The sequence below is a fragment of the Muricoccus harenae genome, from assembly GCF_009848505.1.
GTDB lineage: Bacteria > Pseudomonadota > Alphaproteobacteria > Acetobacterales > Acetobacteraceae > Roseomonas > Roseomonas harenae.
The window spans coordinates 1-16,121 of record NZ_WWDL01000056.1; the positions used below are offsets into that span (position 1 = coordinate 1).

Below are 16,121 nucleotides of genomic sequence, written 5' to 3' on the forward strand. Positions count from 1 at the left end.
CGTCACGTCCCATATTCGATCAGCACCGTCCGATGCCGCCTCATCGTCAGCCTCGTCCAATCCCTCCCACGCTGCCCCTGTTGCCTGCAGCAATCCAGAGGCCCCGCTTGGAAATGACACAGTAAGATTAGGCCACCCCTCAAAAATCCGCACCGGGGCGCGATCAGGTCAAAACACGAGGTCCAATGACATCGTGCTCAGGGGTGAAATAGAGATGCCCGCTACCCCGTGGGTCTCGGCGGCACGGATGTTGATGCCCAGATAATCAGGGTTCGTCGCCAGAACACTGTTGACCGCATGCGGGTCGACACTGATGCTTGTGATCACCCCGTTCTGCGCATTGACCGAGGTCATGGTCGCGCTTCCCGCAAGAATGCCCGACCTCCAGTCGTTAGCGGTCATGGCGCCGTGGCCCGCATAGACGTAGATTTCGATCCGGGGCGTTCCTTCGACAATAAAGCCGTTCATGTCAAAGCTGAAAACGGCCAACTGCACTGACGTTGACACAGGCCCGAGGTCTTCGAGGCGGGTCTCGAATACCGTAGTACTACGGAAATCATTGCTGACGAGGTAGGGAAACACATTGCGAATGGAGACATAACCAGTCTCGGTGTAGTTGAAGCCTGTACCGCCGGTTTCATAACGGGTAGCGGTGCCATAGACATCGGCGTTTTAGACGTGATGATCAATCGTGTTGGCGACGGCGATGGTGAAGGTCTGCGCCTCCTCCGCGCCCTCCCTATCGCGCGCCACGATGGTGAGGGCATGGCTGGTGGCCGCCTCATAGTTCAGCTTGGAGCCGCCCTACACCGTGACCGTTCCGTTCACGGGGTCGATCCGGAAGCGGCTGTCGCGCTGAACCAAATTTCCATCGGTGTCCCGGATGAAATAGTACACCAGACCATTGTCGACCGCGTCGCTGGCGGTGCTGGGCCGTGAGTAGCGGATCGGCTTCTACCGCGACACCACCGATGGCGTCTGGTGGTCCACCTCGGTCTGAGACCCCTTGGTCTGAAACCGGCAAGAAGCCCCGCTCCGGCGGGGCTTTTTCGTTATGGCTAGAACAGAAAAGGCGCGACCGAAGCCGCGCCTTCTCAAAAGCCGAATCAGGCGATCAGAAAACGAGATCAAGTTGAGCCGTGGCCGGCAACATCGCTAGTCCACCATACGATGTGGGTATGGGGTCAACACGAAATGCAAGACCGATCCATTCAGGGTCGGTAGCAAGCAATTGATTGATCTTACTCGTGTCCAACCCGATGGAGACGACTCCAGCCATTGTCTGCACGTCCGAGATGGAAACATTTGCCACTTCGACGGCGGTTTTGTTGGCGTCGCTCATAGTAAGAGAACCATCCCCCCGGTAGGCGTAGATGTGCAGACGCTGCGGAAGGTTCACATAGTGATCCTCGAAATCCGCCTTGAACGTCGCGCCCACGACAGAATCTGGGACTTCTCCGAGATCAGTCAGTAATGTCTCAAAGATGCCGGTGCTTCGGTATCCGTATGTGCTTCCCGACCAGTATTCCCATGGATTGATAGTGAAATATGTATTTCCGGCACCACCTACCACGCTATCCCGATTGTATTCGGTCTGTGTGTTGAACTGGTGGACCACACCGCTCACATCGGCATTGTAGAGGTGAGAGCCAGCAACAGTTGCGGTTGGCATGGACGCCACGCGCTCCGCCGTGCCGCCACCATCCGTGTAGGAACCAACGACACGGACCTGCAAACCTGCCTCGGCAGAGGTGAGCGTATAGTTCTGACCGGTGCCGATCTGAGACCAGTCCCCGTTCTTGAAGGCTTCCCAGCGGTAGGAGAGCGCACCCAGTCCATCCACGTCGGAGATGAGGCTGCCCGCAGATAGTCCAAAGCCCACCCGCGCGATCCCGCTGATCACCACAGAGCCTGTCGGCGCATCGTTCACCGGGGCAACGTGGATCGTCACCGTGGTGGGCTGGCCTTGCAACTCCCCGTCAGATGGGATGTAGGTGAAGCTGTCCGTGCCGTAAAAGTTCGCGTTGGCGCGGTAGGTAAAGCTACCATCGGGCAACCGTCCAAACATACCGAAGTGGTCGGGAAGATCGGTGAAGCTGGCCGTCAAGGTATCACTCTGCGCGTCGGTATCATTCGCCAGCACGCCATGGGCCTCGATCACCCCTAGCGTGGCGTCTTCGTTCATATAGTAGACATCCGCCACGCCCACGGGCGCGGTGTTGCGGACGATCACCTCATCGGTCGGATCGGAGGACACGACCTCATCCGTCCCGTCATCATCGATGTAGAACGCTTCCGCACGGAACTGCTTACCGACGTGACCGGAGGTGAGGGTCAGCGTGTCGGTCTTCGCGCCACTGATGAGCGTCCAATCCCCCGCGCGGCCCGCGAACCAGCGGTAGGAGACCTCGCCCATTCCGTCGACGTCTTGCAGCGTGTTGGACGCGGTCAGGGTCTCGCCCTCCTTGGCGGTGCCAGTGACCGTCACAGACCCCGTGGGTGCGTCATTTATAGGGTCGAAGGTGACGCTGATCTTCCCATCGAGGTCGCTTGCGCTACCGTCCGACAACTCATAGGTGATGTTGACATCGCCATGAAAGTTCTCGGTTGTTGTGACCAACACCTTGTTGTCCACAATCTCCACCGTCACGAGGTCGTTGGAGCTTCGGACGCTGGTGAGAGTCAGATTTGTGCTGTCCACATCCGTGTCATTGTCCAGCACGTCGATTAGGGGAGTGTCATCCTCCTTGGCGCGGAAGGTGTCATCGACCGCAACCGGTGCATCGTTGACCGGGGCCACCGTGACCCGAGCAACGGCTTCGGCTGTGTGTTCACCGTCACTGACCTTGTAGGTGATGCTGGCCTCGCCCGCGAAGTCCTTGGCGCCTGTGAACTCGACCTTGCCATCCTTGATGAACGCTGTGCCTTGCGCGGGGTCTACGAACACCTCCGTGATGGTCAGCAGGTGCCTGCCCGTGTCAACGTCAGTGTCATTGGCCCGAACGTCGATGAGAACGGTGCCCTCCTCCTCCACCCATGCCTGATCATCGTTGGCGGCTGGCGCGTCATTCACCGGGTCGATGTTCACGGTGACCTGCCCATTGGAGGAAGTCGTGCCGTCCGATGCCGCATAGGTAATGACAAGACCAGTGCCATTGAAGTCGGGTTTGGCCGTGAACTGAATCTTTCCGTCCACCACTGCGAGTGAGCCATAATGCGCAACGTCATTGGTGATGGTGAGGCTAAGGTTGGGGCTGTCCACGTCGGTGTCATTGGCCAGCACATCGATCAGGAAGGGGCCTTCGTCCTCTTTGCCTCGGAAGGTGTCATCCACCACATCGGGGGCGTCGTTGACCGGGGTCACGGTGACCGCCGCCACCGCTTCCTTGGTCGTGGTGCCATCACTCACCTTGTAGGTGATGCTGGCCTCGCCGTTGAAGTCCTTGGCGCCTGTGAACTCGACCTTGTCGTCCTTGATGGTGGCCGTGCCCTGTGAGGCATCAACCGAGACATCGGTGATCGTCAGCTTGCTGTCCGCATCTGTGTCGTTGGCGAGCACATCGATGGCGACGGTGCCCTCCTCCGCGGCCGTAGCCGTGTCATCCACTGCAACAGGTTCATCATCCACCGCAGTGACCGTGACAAGCGCCACGGCTTCCTTGGTGGTGGTGCCATCCGTCACCTTGTAGGTGATGGAGGCTTCGCCATTGAAGCCTGTCGCACCTGTGAACTCGATCTTGCCATTCTTGATGGTGGCAGTGCCTTGTGATGCATCGACCGAGACTTCGGTGATCGTCAGCGTGGAGGTGTCCACGTCGGTGTCGTTGGCGAGCACATCGATGGTGACGGTGCCCTCCTCCGCCACTGTGGCGGTGTCGTCCACAGCAACGGGGGCATCGTTGACCGGGGTCACGGTCACCACGGCCACCGCTTCCTTGGTGGTGGTGCCGTCGCTCACCTTGTAGGTGATGCTGGCTTCGCCCGCGAAGTCCTTGGCTCCGGTGAACTCGACCTTGCCATTCTTGATGGTGGCCGTGCCTTGTGATGCATCGACCGAGACCTCGGTGATGGTGAGGGCGCCGCCATCCCCACCAACGTCATTGGCGAGCACGTCAATGGCGACGGCGCCCTCCTCTGCGACGGTGGCGGTGTCGTCCACTGCAACCGGCTCATCGGTCGCACTAGTGATGATCAGGCTCACCGTCCCGGTGGCCTGCTTTTCGAGCGCGTTCAGTTCGGCGGCGTTAGTGCCCGCTATGTTGTCCTTCACCGTGTAGGTGAAGCTGGCGGGTCCGTTGTAATTGGCCTTGGGTGTATAGATCACCCTGTCACCGACGATCTCCGCCGTGCCGTTCGCATCGCCCGTGACACCGACCAGTTCAAGCGCGTCACCATCAGCGTCGCTGGCGTTCTGGAGCAGGTCGCTGATGAGGATGGAGTAGGGGCTATCCTCCGCCGTGGTGCCGGTGGCGTTGCCAGCAATCGGCCCCTTATTGGCGGCCAGCAGAACCGTCGAACCGTCGCCGTTGAAGTGCAGGCGCTCGACGCCGCTCAGCGTGTCCTCACCGTCTCCGGTGGCTTGGCTGCCGGTAATCTTGCCGGACAGGGAACTCTTGACCGACCACGTGTATTGCGCCTTGGACCCGCTGAACACGGCAGTGTCCAGCCCGCTGCCACCGGCAAGCTTGTCCTTGCCAGCACCACCGGTGAGGGTGTCGTTTCCCTCACCGCCGTCGAGGCTGTCATCCCCGATGCCACCGTCGAGCGCGTCATTGCCGCTTCCGGCGACAAGGGTATCCTTGCCTTCTCCGCCAAGGAGGGTGTCGTCGCCTGACCCGGCGTCGAGTTTGTCGTCCCCGGTGCCACCATCGAGCTTGTCATGGCCGCTTCCGCCGACAAGGGAATCCGTCCCCTCGCCACCCAGCAGGGTGTCGTCGCCTATGCCACCGTCGAGCTTGTCGTCCCCGATGCCACCATCGAGGCTGTCATTCCCGCTCCCGCCGGAAAGTGCGTCCTTCCCCGCTCCACCAAGGAGGGTATCGTCCCCATTCTCGCCATAGAGGGTGTCGTCGCCCTCCCCGCCGATGAGCGTATCGTTACCCTCGCCGCCGTAGAGCTTGTCCTTGCCGATACCACCATCGAGAGTATCCATCCCGCCAGCACCACTGATGGTGTCGTCGCCTTCAAGGCCGAAAAGGGTTTCGTTGGACCCATCCCCCTTGATGTTGTCCTTACCCTTGGTCGGCTTGATGGCCATGGTTGCTCCCCGACGTACGGCTGGCGTTTCGCTCAACGAAAGGAAGAAGGTGCAGTCCACTTGGGTAGGCGGACAAGCCAAAATCTAGTCCAAATCGAAACGGTTTCATGTGCGCAAGAAACAACTCTCTGCTACCCGTTGGGCACCCGGGCGGCGGCTGCCCCTACTTTCCGCCGAGCGACAGCCCCGACCTCGATCCAAACAGCTTTCAGATATCGAGGGGTGGACCGTGGCTGTATTCCCGTCCGCGCAGGGACGCGGAACACACCTCGTCCGCCCCAGATCGCTCCACATCCGGGGCGTCGATTAATTTCGTCTCGGGGGCAGGCACTGCGCTAAATATCACCCAAGGCCGGCAACGGCCACATAGCGCGCAGGGCATCATCATGGACTGGCCCGGTTCAATAGGCCCAACTGGGACTCAGACCAGCACAGGCCGGCAGCGCAGCCAGACGAACGGACATCTGACAGGAGGTTGCCCCGCAGGGCCACTGATCAGAGCAACGGCACCGAGGGTTCCACACCCTGAACGCACTGAACAAGAGGCGGGCTCCGTGTGTGTATCACGACCCGCCGCATGCACGGCGTCAATGAGGCGGCGACGTGCATGAGTTTCGGGACCTCGCACGTCCCGGAGACCGACAGATGCAGCCCACCTCCGGGTGACCTGCATGATAGACGCTACATCCCACGTAAATGCTGTCCACGTGGTCCTGCAAGGGAGATAGCGAGCCTCAACGTGTGCCGAGTACCCGCAAGTCAGACGATCATCTGTCCCCTTTGGAACCCAAGATTTCTCCTCTTGGGTTCCAAAGGGGGAATAGATGACATGGCGCTCCTCCCGAAGTCATTCCGAAGAGATGGAGAGGAAGGAAAGGGCGCGAAGGGTGGGAAATGTCGGAAGGGCTGGGACGAACAGGTACCCACCATTCCAGCAACGCGCAGCAGAATGCTCTCCCCGGGAGGACTGGTCTCGCAGAGGACAGGCCAGACGGGGAGGAGCCGCCGGCAGTGAGCGCAGCGCAGCGGAGCGAACTGACGGCGACGCTGATCCACCCGGATACTCACCCGAATCTTCAACAGGAAAATCAGTCTGAAATCTGAGTACCGATCTGATGGCAGGGAAATATTCGCGAAGGCAAATCGGTAAATCGATCCCCGTCCCGGAGGCGCCATGAGGAATATCCCCATGGCGCCTCTTCGCGTTCGGGCGGTACCGATGAGGCACGCCTCCGCCATCCCGTCATCCATTACGTGGCGAAAGCTCCGCGCATGCGCTGGCCAGAGCCGCACGGCCATGTCCCCGCTGGCATCCTTCGGGGCGCCAATTGGGAGACCCACGCAGCGTTTCCACGTGGCTGGCAGCACCATCCTCATCTCATACCAACTGCCTTGATAAACCTTCCGCTTAGCCTGTTCCACAAACGACCGCTTGCGGCCCCTTGATGCAACTTTGAGAACTAGGCCAGCTTGGACCTCAATATGACCCCACTCCCTTCGGGGTTCTTATTGACCTCTACGAGATAGCTAACGCCCTCTATTGGCGTTCTGAACGAAAAATAATCACCAACCTCTATCAGCACTTCGCTGGGGCTTGTCGTTGCATAGTTTTTGGCAATCACGTAGCTTATTCCAGCAAATGCTCTGTAGTCAGAAATATTCCTGAGCGTCAGTTCCCTGATGACGCGCTCTATGTTGTCTACTTGCTTTCCAGTGCTTGAGAATAGTCTGAATGCAAGCCAGACTACCAGCGATATGCCGTACGTTGGGATTGCCAAAGCGGCGGCTATTAAGAAGAAAATTATGGGCATCCGATCTCACAAGTCATCTCATTTTGATTCGGAAACTGTAGCGCAAGAATCCGAGGCTCTGCTAGCCACTCGCCTCCATCTGTATCGAAATTCGAGGAATCCTTGTCCGGAAAACTCTGCCTTCCGGCCATGAAGCCGTACCGAAATTCTCGATCTTCGGGACGAAAACGGGCCCTTGTCGGGGGTACGGGGTAGATCATTCCTCAAACCTGTCTCCCTCCGGCAAGTTCAGTTCGGACCGCGACAGGTCATTCATCAGGGCGGTTGGTATCAGTTTCCCACCGGAACAACCGACCCGCCGTGGATGAAAACCGGTCAAAGCCTTCAACCTGACGGGGCCAGCAGGACCCTGTTTTCTGTTTAGTCACCAGTGCGGCAAGGACACTATCCAGCACACCAACACCCACGCCGAACGAGCATGCGTCAACCGCCCCTTCACATCGGCGTACAGAAAGCGACCGAGAGGGCCGAGATGGAGGAGCGCTTCATGGCGCCGCCCCATGATGGTTTCGAGGCGGTGGCGGACCTCATGCGGGACATGGAGGCCAAGTTCAGAAAGGCCGGCATGCCTCGCCCCCCATTACCGGATCACCTTAACCCGGGAGACCGTTCCAGAACACCGAATACGGGTTCGAGCGGCCTAGTCTGGTGAACATCCGGACCACGCAATTCGATGGACACCCCAAGGGCCCATGGCACCATCGTCTGGCATGCCCCGAACCACCGCTATCTACATCAGGCCCAGCCCGGGCCACCCCGTCTCGGCCGAGGCGCAGGAGATTGCGCTTCGTAACTTCGCCGAGGATCAGGGGCTCAGGATTGCGGCCATCTACCGGGAGGCATCGCTGACCCAGCGAGCGCGCCGGGACGGCCTTGCTGCTCGGGACCGCCTCATCTCTACCTCGGGGAGGCAGTTCGGGACGGTGATTATTTCTTCCGCCTGCAGACTTGGGCGGGACCTTTCCGACCTCGTCGCGGCAATTGCGGCCCTCCAGAAAAAGGGCGTGGCAGTCATCGTGGCGGGTCCGAAGATGGCTGGCACCGGCAGCATCGACTGGCTGACCATGAATGCCGCCCGCCAGTCCTATCGCAGTGAAGCGGCGGCAGAAGGGCGGCAGCGGGCGCGGGCGCAGGGTGTGCGATTTGGCCGGCCGCCCATACCAGCAGATCGGCTGGCGCAGGTGCGAGACCTGCTGGCAGCCGGCCACGGCGTTCGCCCGGCCGCTCGTATTGCCGGAGTCAGCCCCGCTACTGCGATGCGGGTCAAAACGGGTGCTCTTGTCCCACCAAGCTGACCCGCAAGAGTTCGGGATAACGCCAGCCCCACTGCGCCTAGTTACTAGTGGATCACTGGACGAAAGAGGCCCGTCGGGGGTTTCCGGGCATGCGGAGCGTATTCGAATCGTACTAGCCTCGGGAGCGTTCCGGAACCAACATATTTGGTTTCTCGCCAGTGCCTATCGAGCGACAGTGCCGCCTTGAAGGGCAGGGGCAGCCATGGCCACGTACTTCAGATGGTTCGCGAAAGGCCCCGACCTGAAAGCCATCAAGGGCAAGCGGTTGCAGGTGTTCGCCTCCCCAATGACCGCCTGCTGGATCTTCGATATGACGGACCAGTGGAAGCCAAGCTCGGGCATCTCCCGCGACAGAGTGCTGGTGGGCATCACTTTCAGTGAGCAGGGAAACGCGCTCATCAAGGATCAATCGAGGTGGATCAGGTTCCCCGGATCGGCTTTCCTTGGGGAGGCCCAGCACCCGATGGCGGTGATCGTCAAGTCAAACGAGCCCGGCGCCTACGGAATCGGACATGCGTTGCTTGGCGAACTCAACTCCTGCATTCGGGATACGCGGTTGGCGGACGTGCGGGAGATCGCCAAGGCTCTCGGAAAGGGCACGTCGCAGGTGCAGGACCGCATGAGGTTCCAGCGATGGGACTAAGGATGATTGTCTGCCAACCGAGTCGCGGCTCGGAGGTCGGTGCGCGGAGCACCTCAACGAAACACAGCGGCTATCATGAGTTTGAAGTGCCTCGGTCGGCCCTGTCTGTCCTGCGGGTCAGGCCGCGACATCGACCTCTTCGCCACCATCGGGGTCCTCGACGTCGCCCAAGTCATCGTCTCCGTCGTCGTCCTTATCATGTCGGAGAGCCTGTCCAAGCGCCTCTTGAGCCCCGCAACCGATAAGGACGAAGCCTGCAGCCCGCAGCGCCGCCTCCAGCCTGACAACGACGTCACGAGGTACGGAGCGATTGCGGTGCCCGCTCACCTGCCGAATTGTCCAGAGATTGCCCGTAACGTGCTCCACCTGCGCAACAGCATCCACCTCGGCATGATGAAGGAATGCCATGTCGCCGTTGACCAGCCCGACGACGTACTCGTGGCTGCCCCACCTACGGGGCCGTAGGCAGATCGACAGCCGCTCGCCGAGCGCCCACAGGTCTCCAACCGTCTTGATGCGCGCCCAGCCCTCCAGCACCGGAAACATATCTGCAGGGCAGCGGGCCCGAGCGAGATCGGCCTTGACGCGGCGATAGACCGCCTTCCGGCCAGCTTCCGGCGGCAGGTCAGCGAGATCGCGCAGCACCCCGAGGGACCGCAGCACCTCGACTGCGGCGGCCAGTTGCGTCTGTTCGTACGCGTGCGGGAAGGCTTTCCGCGCATTCCAAACAATTGGATCGGCCCTCATGAGGGCAACACCTTGATCAACAAGATCGGGAGTGACCCGGGACGCCTCCAGCAGCATGGCGGCCGTCGTGGAGCGGGAGACGACGTCAAGGTCCCGGTACTGCTGAAGCGACCACGCGGGCACCGAGGCGCGACCCAAAAGCTTGTACAGAGTGGGTGCGCCGGTTGGCATGGCACGGCGCAGAAGATCGCGCGGATGGGTGGTCCGAATTCGGTGCGCGAGTGAGGGCATCTCTTCGCCATCCTGCTCGGCGACGTGCAAGGCCACCGCCGTTGCGTGCAGACCTCGTGCCGGCAGGAGGAGGAGGCGCGTCGCCAGCCCCGGGTCGGCGAGAACGAGCCGGGCGACTAGACCCGACAATTGCCCCCATGGGCGCAGGAGAGGTGTAACCGGGGCGCTGGGGCTCGGAGAGACCGTCATGCATCCGGAATATCCCGGATTGAAAAGCCGTCAATCGGATTCCACCGAGCCTTCTGAAGGAGCGCTTCTCTCAGAATCTGTTCTCTGGAAGCGCTGACTGGATCTGGTGACGGTTGACGCTGCGAAGCCACCAGCCTCCGCGCTGCAACGGATGCGCCCAGCTCGTCTCTTTGATCTCGCGCGGAACCGCCGAAGGGCGGCCAAGTCGCGGTGGGCTGTTCTCGCCTGTGTGAAGGCACATACCAACAGAGTTGGGTTACGCCAGATCGCCGCCTTGAGGTTCCATGTCTCCGTAATACTGAGCGGGACACCGCAGGATGCTGGGCGAGTCCCGCATGACCAACGGCGGTGGCAGGTTCTGTGCCAAATATCCCCGCACCTCCTCGGCCGCCCACAGCCGCTTTTGCCCGGCCCGTCAGCATTCCATTCGCCGAGGCCTTGGGGTTCCCAAACGCAGAGCTTCTCCTATGCTCGCTACAACGAACTGACCCCGGGGACAGGCTCGGTGAGGGGCTCGGTGGCGACCAGCGGCAGGATACGATCCGAGGACATCGCGATCTGCTCCTCCTTCGGGTTCGTTCATCTCCGCCTCTGCGGGATACCACCGGGATTGCCCCGGCGTCGTGATGATGGGGATCGGTTCGCGTCGCCGCAGGACGCCACGCATGCAGGAACGGGATGCCGTTCCTGCATGCCGGAAGAGAGACCTTGTGTCGGAAATTGCGGCCTCTCCCATTCGGTCACTGCAGACCGTGCCAGCCCACTGCTGCCAACTCGGCCACTTGGGTGCGGGTCGTAGTCCAGAACCGGTTCAGATCGCCCTCCGTCAGCGTGACCTCCTCCAACTGCACTTCGATGCTGGCCCTGACCGCGTCGGGCACGACCATGGCGCCTATATTGGCATTCCAGTCGGCTTCGAAGATTGCCCGGCGCTCGTCCGCCTCCCGTGCGCGATCCTCCGGGGTTTCGACCGTCACCTGCTCGGCGCCGTCATCACGGCGGCGGGGGTTCCCGAGTTCGATCCAGCGCATCACATCGAGTTCCTTGCGCCGGCCACCCGTGAACTCCACGAACAAGCGCCCAGAAGGATCGGAGGGCTGCGCCGGGACATTGAGCAGGCTCGCGGCCATCAATTTCGCCCTATCGACGCCATGCTTGAGGCGCGATTTGATCCGGTCATCCCTGTGGAGTTGTTCCTTGGACCAGTACCCAGCCCGGTTCAGGCGCTTGATCATGCGCTGGACGAGATCCCGGTACAGATCAGCCGGTACCGGAAGGCCGAGCGGGATGAAGACCCGGTACCGAGACAGGCTGGCGTCGGTCGAAGCCGAATTCACCACCAGCATGGTCAGGTCGCGGAACATGGCCGCGAAGTCCTCATGCCCGAGATCACCTTCATCGATATCGAGTACGATCATCCGGGACCAGCGCACATCCTGATCAGATCGCCCATGGTCGGGCATGCAGGCCGGGACGAACTTGAAGTTTTCACGCTTGGAAAGCGTGTTCTCTTCCCAGCTTTCCCGTAATGCCTTCACACACGCCGGCCAATCGGCTGCCACCAAGACCATGCTCGCCGACGTGGAATAGAGATCGGCATACAGGGTCGCGAACACCCGCATGGCACTCGGTTCCTGCTCCATCGCCTTGGAGATCGGGTATGCCGAGGTCGTGTCTGCGGGACGGAAACCTGTATTACTAATAGGGGTTTCCGTCCCACAGCGAATCTCTTCCGGAATCGTACCATCCATGTTCAGGGCATAGGCGATTTCCCTGCCGTGGGCTTGCTCATCCGCACACAGGCGAGTGAGTTCTGCGGTGCGATCCTGCATTTCCACCCGGCGAGCTTCGAGCTTTCGGGCGGCCTCCGATTCATGGATGGGCGGACGTCCATTCGTCCGGCGGTAGACCTTGATCTCCTCCTCGTGGAGGTTCTCGATCACCGCACCCGGGAATTTCCCTTGGAGCCATGCTGCCGTGTTGAGATCGGGGACGATGACCGTCTTGGGGCTGCGATCCTCGGGATTCCTGATCGAGATGCGGCAGGCCGCCTGATAGAGGGCGCTCCGGGTGATGGCATTCTTCACGGCATCACCATCGAGACCCAGAAGGGACAAGAAGGCAAAGTGTGAGGACGTCGGGTTCAAGGCGGAGAGGAGCGCGACGTTGTGGAAGCGTTGGTACGTGTTGATCCCATGGGCGCTGTTGGGGAGACGATGGGCACGACGTGATGCCTGACCCCAGATGCCCTGCGGGACGTCATTATTCGCCAGATAGCAGAACTCCTCGTTGCCGAAGGTCTCCAACACGGCGTCGGCCGCATAACGGAGGACCTTTTTGCCCTCCATCTCGCGATCCCGCAGGCGCTTCGACCAGTCATCCTTGGTCAGGTACCGGATGGTGATGAGGTCGCCATTCTCATGGGTCAGGAAGCGCAGGGATGCATTGAGTTCGGTGTCCTCGGAGAAGCCGACGTTCATCCGCGACCAGATCAGGTATAGGGCGCTCTCATCCGCATCGGCGCTCAACAGGGTGACGGACCGATAGCCCTCCATGAGGCTCGGCTGCATGACCCCGAAGAGAGACAACTTGCGGCGCTTGGTGTTCCCGTGATTCTCGGTCAGGTTGCTGTACTGCTCGGAGTCCACATAGACCTGCCAGTGGCGCGACGTGACGCGGGACGCGACCTCGGACAGGACCGCATCAACATCGTCATGCTCGGCCGCCTTGATGATGCGGGCCAGATATCCACCAGACGCTGCCTCGACCAGATCGCATTCCGGATATCCAGAAGGCGACACCTCGAAGCCGTCGGTAAGGAGACGATGATGACAGGTGAGATTCATCTCCGCGCACCAGACGACCTGCGGCACCTCATCATACACGAGGTGCCAGTTCTGGGTCGGGACGAAGGGGAGCCGCTCGTGGGCCGCATGCGTGATGAGGAAAATCTCACCACCGAATTCCGGGTGCTGCATGTGACGGACGATGTCGGCGACCACGCTGGTGGAGTTCTCGCCATGGATCGCGCGAACGCGGACCGTCACACCCTGTTCGGCGCAGTGCTTCTCGATGGTGGTGATGGTCTGTTCCAGCAGTTCAAGGGTCGGCTGGACGATGAGGACACGGTGACCGGCGAGTGCCTGCCGGATGGACCTGTGGGAAATGGCAAAAGTTTTGCCGGCCCCGCACACTGCGGAGCTTGTCTGGATATGCACTGGAAAATGGCTTTCTTGGTCTGGCGTTGAGCGACCGGCTTCCGTCTCGGGCGGGGATGGTTCGAGAGACCGTTTTCCGGAACGGTCCCTCTCCCCTGCCAGAAAGAAAGTTCAGTCAAACAACAGGGGATCAGTCCTGTTGTGCGGTTATTTAATCAGACACACCAAAAACGGTGTCACGCCCCCCCGCTACGGACACTGGTAACGGAAAGGCGAGGCCCGGTTCAACGGTAAAACTCGTTCTCTGCGTGGATTATGTTGATTGGATTTAGTGGGGGTTACTTGGAGCCGGCCCCTATGCGGAGCCCCGGGGGCGGAACGGGATGATGGGGGCGCCCCGGGGGCGGGACTGCGCCTCCAACGTGGCCCGGAGTTCGGCGTTTTCGGTGTTGAGGAGGCGTTCGCGTTCCTCACACCTCGCCCACCATTCGAGAAGCTGCCGCGCCGCCGCATCGGAGAGGATGAGGATCGTGTTCAACCGGGCTTCGCCTGCGTACTCGTCGTAGCGGAAGTGGCGCCCCTCCGGGGTGACGTACAGCGTCGTGCGAATCTCGTATCCGCGTACCGACGGTGACCGCGCGACGATGGTGGCGGTCTCGGTGTCGTAGGTGTAGCGGCGATACTTGCGCTTCATGCTGCACACCGCGCAACGATTTCCGCCGGCTCGACGGGCGACTGCCCCAGCAGCACCAGTGCGGCCAGCATGGCATCGTCCCGCTGTTGCGGGTTCAGGCCCCGGGCTGCGGGCGTCTGGATCAGGGTAAGCAAATCGGCGGGCAGGACGGCATGGATGCCGGTCCCGTTGTTCTGGGTCGTCAACGCAATCTCTCCCGGACACCCCGGCGAAGGCGCCATGGCTATCCATGGCGCCCCCGTTCGGGGAGGACACCCGCCGGCCGGCGGGGCGGCCGACGCAGGTGATTGGAACCGAATTTTCAACTCAGGATCGGTGACGAGTTGCCGCCGTCTCGTCGAGGAGGGCAGCACCGGTGAGCGGCGACGCTATCTGGCGATTTGCCACGATGAGAGCCCGGGCCTCCTTTACTAGAGCGGTCCGGAATTGCTCCCGCAGCATGGCTGCTAACCTGATGACGTCCTCCACGAGAGCGTCCTCACGGCCATGCTCGTAACGGCCGGCCAGACTGAGATCGGCGGGGCCCAAGGTTTCGGTGTAGTTCGTGACGTTGTACCAGTCGGTCCAGTCCAGAGGCAGAAATCCCGAGCTTCGTTCGTTAGTGATGCTGTCCCACGCCACCTCTGCGGCCACACCGGCCAGCCCGATGTCGGTGATCTGAACGCGAGTCAGGCCCTCTTTGGCGAGGCGGAACCCTCCATGCCACGTGCACTCCAGCAGGAAGTCCACGGGCCCGGTGCGGCGGGCGATCCACGCGACGGTGTTTGTCGCGCCGTAGTGCCGCGCCACGACGACGTGGCCGGCCTGATGCACAGCCTCGCGGCGCCGATCTCGGAGGATGATGCGCAGAAATTTCTTAGAGAGTGTCATCCTACTCCCCATTACCGTGCTCGGAACTTTGCTGGGCATCACGAAGCTTCTCCGAGGAGCGTCTCGATGCTAATGAGCCAATATATATGGTCGGCGCCCAAAATCATCACACACCCCATTCCCATATTAGTTTCTCCACGCGTTTTCAGGTCGGGACATATGGGCAGCCCACAACTCTCCGCTTGACCATTATTCGTCAGACGCTCTGGGCGCCGCGAATGATTGGCCGCCCCGAGTCCTATCGGCCCGTCAGTATCTCGGCAAGGCTAATGTTTCCGTGACAGACATAATGGCCTGTGCTACAATACGCGCGTTGTGGGATCAAAGGGCCATGGACGGATATATTATATCGTCCAGAAAACTTGGTTAAAAATCCCCTTCAGGCCTATTTAATAATTGGAGTCATGGGATCAAACGGCCATGGCGAGGAATGCCTGCGCTGCAAAACGGATTTCGCTACGTGACCGGCCATGCATCAGGATTGTGGGCAAGCAGAGCTACGGCATAAGCAGCTTCGGTCAGGCTCTGGTGGCGAGAGGGCTCGCACCTGCATTTTCTGAGGCAACAGTCGCAGCGTCTCTCCTCGGGACAACGGACCACAAGCGACTACGGCCCCGCACTGTACGACGCCGATGACGGTTAGGTGAATTCGAGAGTAGGGCTCGACGTCTCATCGTCGAGAGCGGAAGGTTCAGCAGAGCCCGGGGCCGATGTGGCTGTGCTAACCGTATCCTGAGCCGTGCTGGCCTCCAACGGGAAGAATACGGATGATTGGACATTGACCTACTTTCTGCGGCACTGGCGTGGAGAATTGAGTTTGCCAGTGAGCTTCTGGGCTAACGGCCTGCTTGGGCATGGCGCTCTTGTGCTCCTTTTGGTCGTCTCCGGGCCACTCGGCCTGAATGTTTGGTTGGGCCTTGCCGTATTCGCGGCAGTCTCGATTTGGCAGTACACGGGCATTTGGCGCTCGGCAGGACGGCACACCGCCGTCGGTGGTTCGCGTGTGTGGAGCGTAGTGGCAAGAGTCGCTGTCCTTGTGGTCGCGGCGCTCATGCTTCGGGACGTTTGGCGCCTCTTCGGCTCTCGTTGGTGACCACCGAGTCGGCCTTGAATAACCCCATCAGGCTGCGTGGGCGGTAATCTGGTTGCGTTCCGCCCGGTCGATCGCCTGGATGAGGCTGGCGATGAGAGCGGCCAAAAGAGCCCTGAGGTGGGCGAGGATCTTG

Annotated in this window: 10 protein-coding genes; 2 read left to right on the plus strand and 8 right to left on the minus strand. The window is 60.8% G+C overall.

Annotation, left to right across the window (positions count from 1 at the left end; translation table 11 throughout):
• Nucleotides 1-168: 168 nt before the first annotated feature.
• The 3 genes from GSE44_RS23960 to GSE44_RS23970 form a co-directional block, all read right to left on the minus strand.
• Nucleotides 169-468: a hypothetical protein gene (locus tag GSE44_RS23960; RefSeq protein ID WP_159351353.1), complete on the minus strand. Its 300-nt coding sequence runs from the start codon at nt 466-468 to the stop codon at nt 169-171.
• Between the two features lie 646 nt (nt 469-1,114).
• Nucleotides 1,115-5,257, minus strand: coding sequence for a tandem-95 repeat protein (locus GSE44_RS23965; protein ID WP_159351354.1), 4,143 nt, complete (start codon nt 5,255-5,257; stop codon nt 1,115-1,117).
• Nucleotides 5,258-6,717: 1,460 nt separating this feature from the next.
• Nucleotides 6,718-7,068 carry a hypothetical protein gene (locus GSE44_RS23970; protein ID WP_159351355.1) on the minus strand — a complete coding sequence of 117 codons (351 nt, stop codon included), beginning with the start codon at nt 7,066-7,068 and terminating at the stop codon, nt 6,718-6,720.
• Nucleotides 7,069-7,778: 710 nt separating this feature from the next.
• Between GSE44_RS23970 and GSE44_RS23975 the strand changes: the two genes are divergently transcribed.
• Entirely contained in the window at nt 7,779-8,363 is a 585-nt protein-coding gene (locus tag GSE44_RS23975) for a recombinase family protein (protein ID WP_159351356.1), read from the plus strand.
• Between the two features lie 202 nt (nt 8,364-8,565).
• The gene (locus GSE44_RS23980; protein WP_159351357.1) at nt 8,566-9,006 is read left to right on the plus strand and encodes a hypothetical protein; all 441 of its coding nucleotides are present in this window, start codon (nt 8,566-8,568) and stop codon (nt 9,004-9,006) included.
• A 117-nt stretch (nt 9,007-9,123) separates the two neighbouring features.
• On the opposite strand, the gene GSE44_RS23985 is transcribed toward GSE44_RS23980, so the two are convergent.
• From GSE44_RS23985 to GSE44_RS24005, 5 genes are all read right to left on the minus strand, one after another.
• Nucleotides 9,124-10,014, minus strand: coding sequence for a hypothetical protein (locus GSE44_RS23985; RefSeq protein ID WP_159351358.1), 891 nt, complete (start codon nt 10,012-10,014; stop codon nt 9,124-9,126).
• Nucleotides 10,015-10,913: 899 nt separating this feature from the next.
• Nucleotides 10,914-13,391 (minus strand): DEAD/DEAH box helicase family protein, encoded by a 2,478-nt coding sequence (locus tag GSE44_RS23990; RefSeq protein WP_159351359.1) that lies wholly within the window; start codon nt 13,389-13,391, stop codon nt 10,914-10,916.
• A gap of 295 nt (nt 13,392-13,686) precedes the next feature.
• Entirely contained in the window at nt 13,687-14,025 is a 339-nt protein-coding gene (locus tag GSE44_RS23995) for a hypothetical protein (RefSeq protein ID WP_159351360.1), read from the minus strand.
• Entirely contained in the window at nt 14,022-14,210 is a 189-nt protein-coding gene (locus GSE44_RS24000; RefSeq protein WP_159351361.1) for a hypothetical protein, read from the minus strand. Before GSE44_RS24000 ends, GSE44_RS23995 begins: the two co-directional genes overlap by 4 nt.
• 121 nt (nt 14,211-14,331) lie before the next feature.
• Nucleotides 14,332-14,895: a hypothetical protein gene (locus tag GSE44_RS24005; protein ID WP_159351362.1), complete on the minus strand. Its 564-nt coding sequence runs from the start codon at nt 14,893-14,895 to the stop codon at nt 14,332-14,334.
• Nucleotides 14,896-16,121 lie beyond the last annotated feature (1,226 nt).

What these genes read in the sequence shown, in the direction of transcription:
- GSE44_RS23960 (WP_159351353.1), bottom strand. Translation starts at nt 468, where the DNA reads ATGAACGGCTTTATTGTCGAAGGAACGCCCCGGATCGAAATCTACGTC.
- GSE44_RS23965 (WP_159351354.1), bottom strand. Translation starts at nt 5,257, where the DNA reads ATGGCCATCAAGCCGACCAAGGGTAAGGACAACATCAAGGGGGATGGG.
- GSE44_RS23970 (WP_159351355.1), bottom strand. Translation starts at nt 7,068, where the DNA reads ATGCCCATAATTTTCTTCTTAATAGCCGCCGCTTTGGCAATCCCAACG.
- GSE44_RS23975 (WP_159351356.1), top strand. Translation starts at nt 7,779, where the DNA reads ATGCCCCGAACCACCGCTATCTACATCAGGCCCAGCCCGGGCCACCCC.
- GSE44_RS23980 (WP_159351357.1), top strand. Translation starts at nt 8,566, where the DNA reads ATGGCCACGTACTTCAGATGGTTCGCGAAAGGCCCCGACCTGAAAGCC.
- GSE44_RS23995 (WP_159351360.1), bottom strand. Translation starts at nt 14,025, where the DNA reads ATGAAGCGCAAGTATCGCCGCTACACCTACGACACCGAGACCGCCACC.
- GSE44_RS24005 (WP_159351362.1), bottom strand. Translation starts at nt 14,895, where the DNA reads ATGACACTCTCTAAGAAATTTCTGCGCATCATCCTCCGAGATCGGCGC.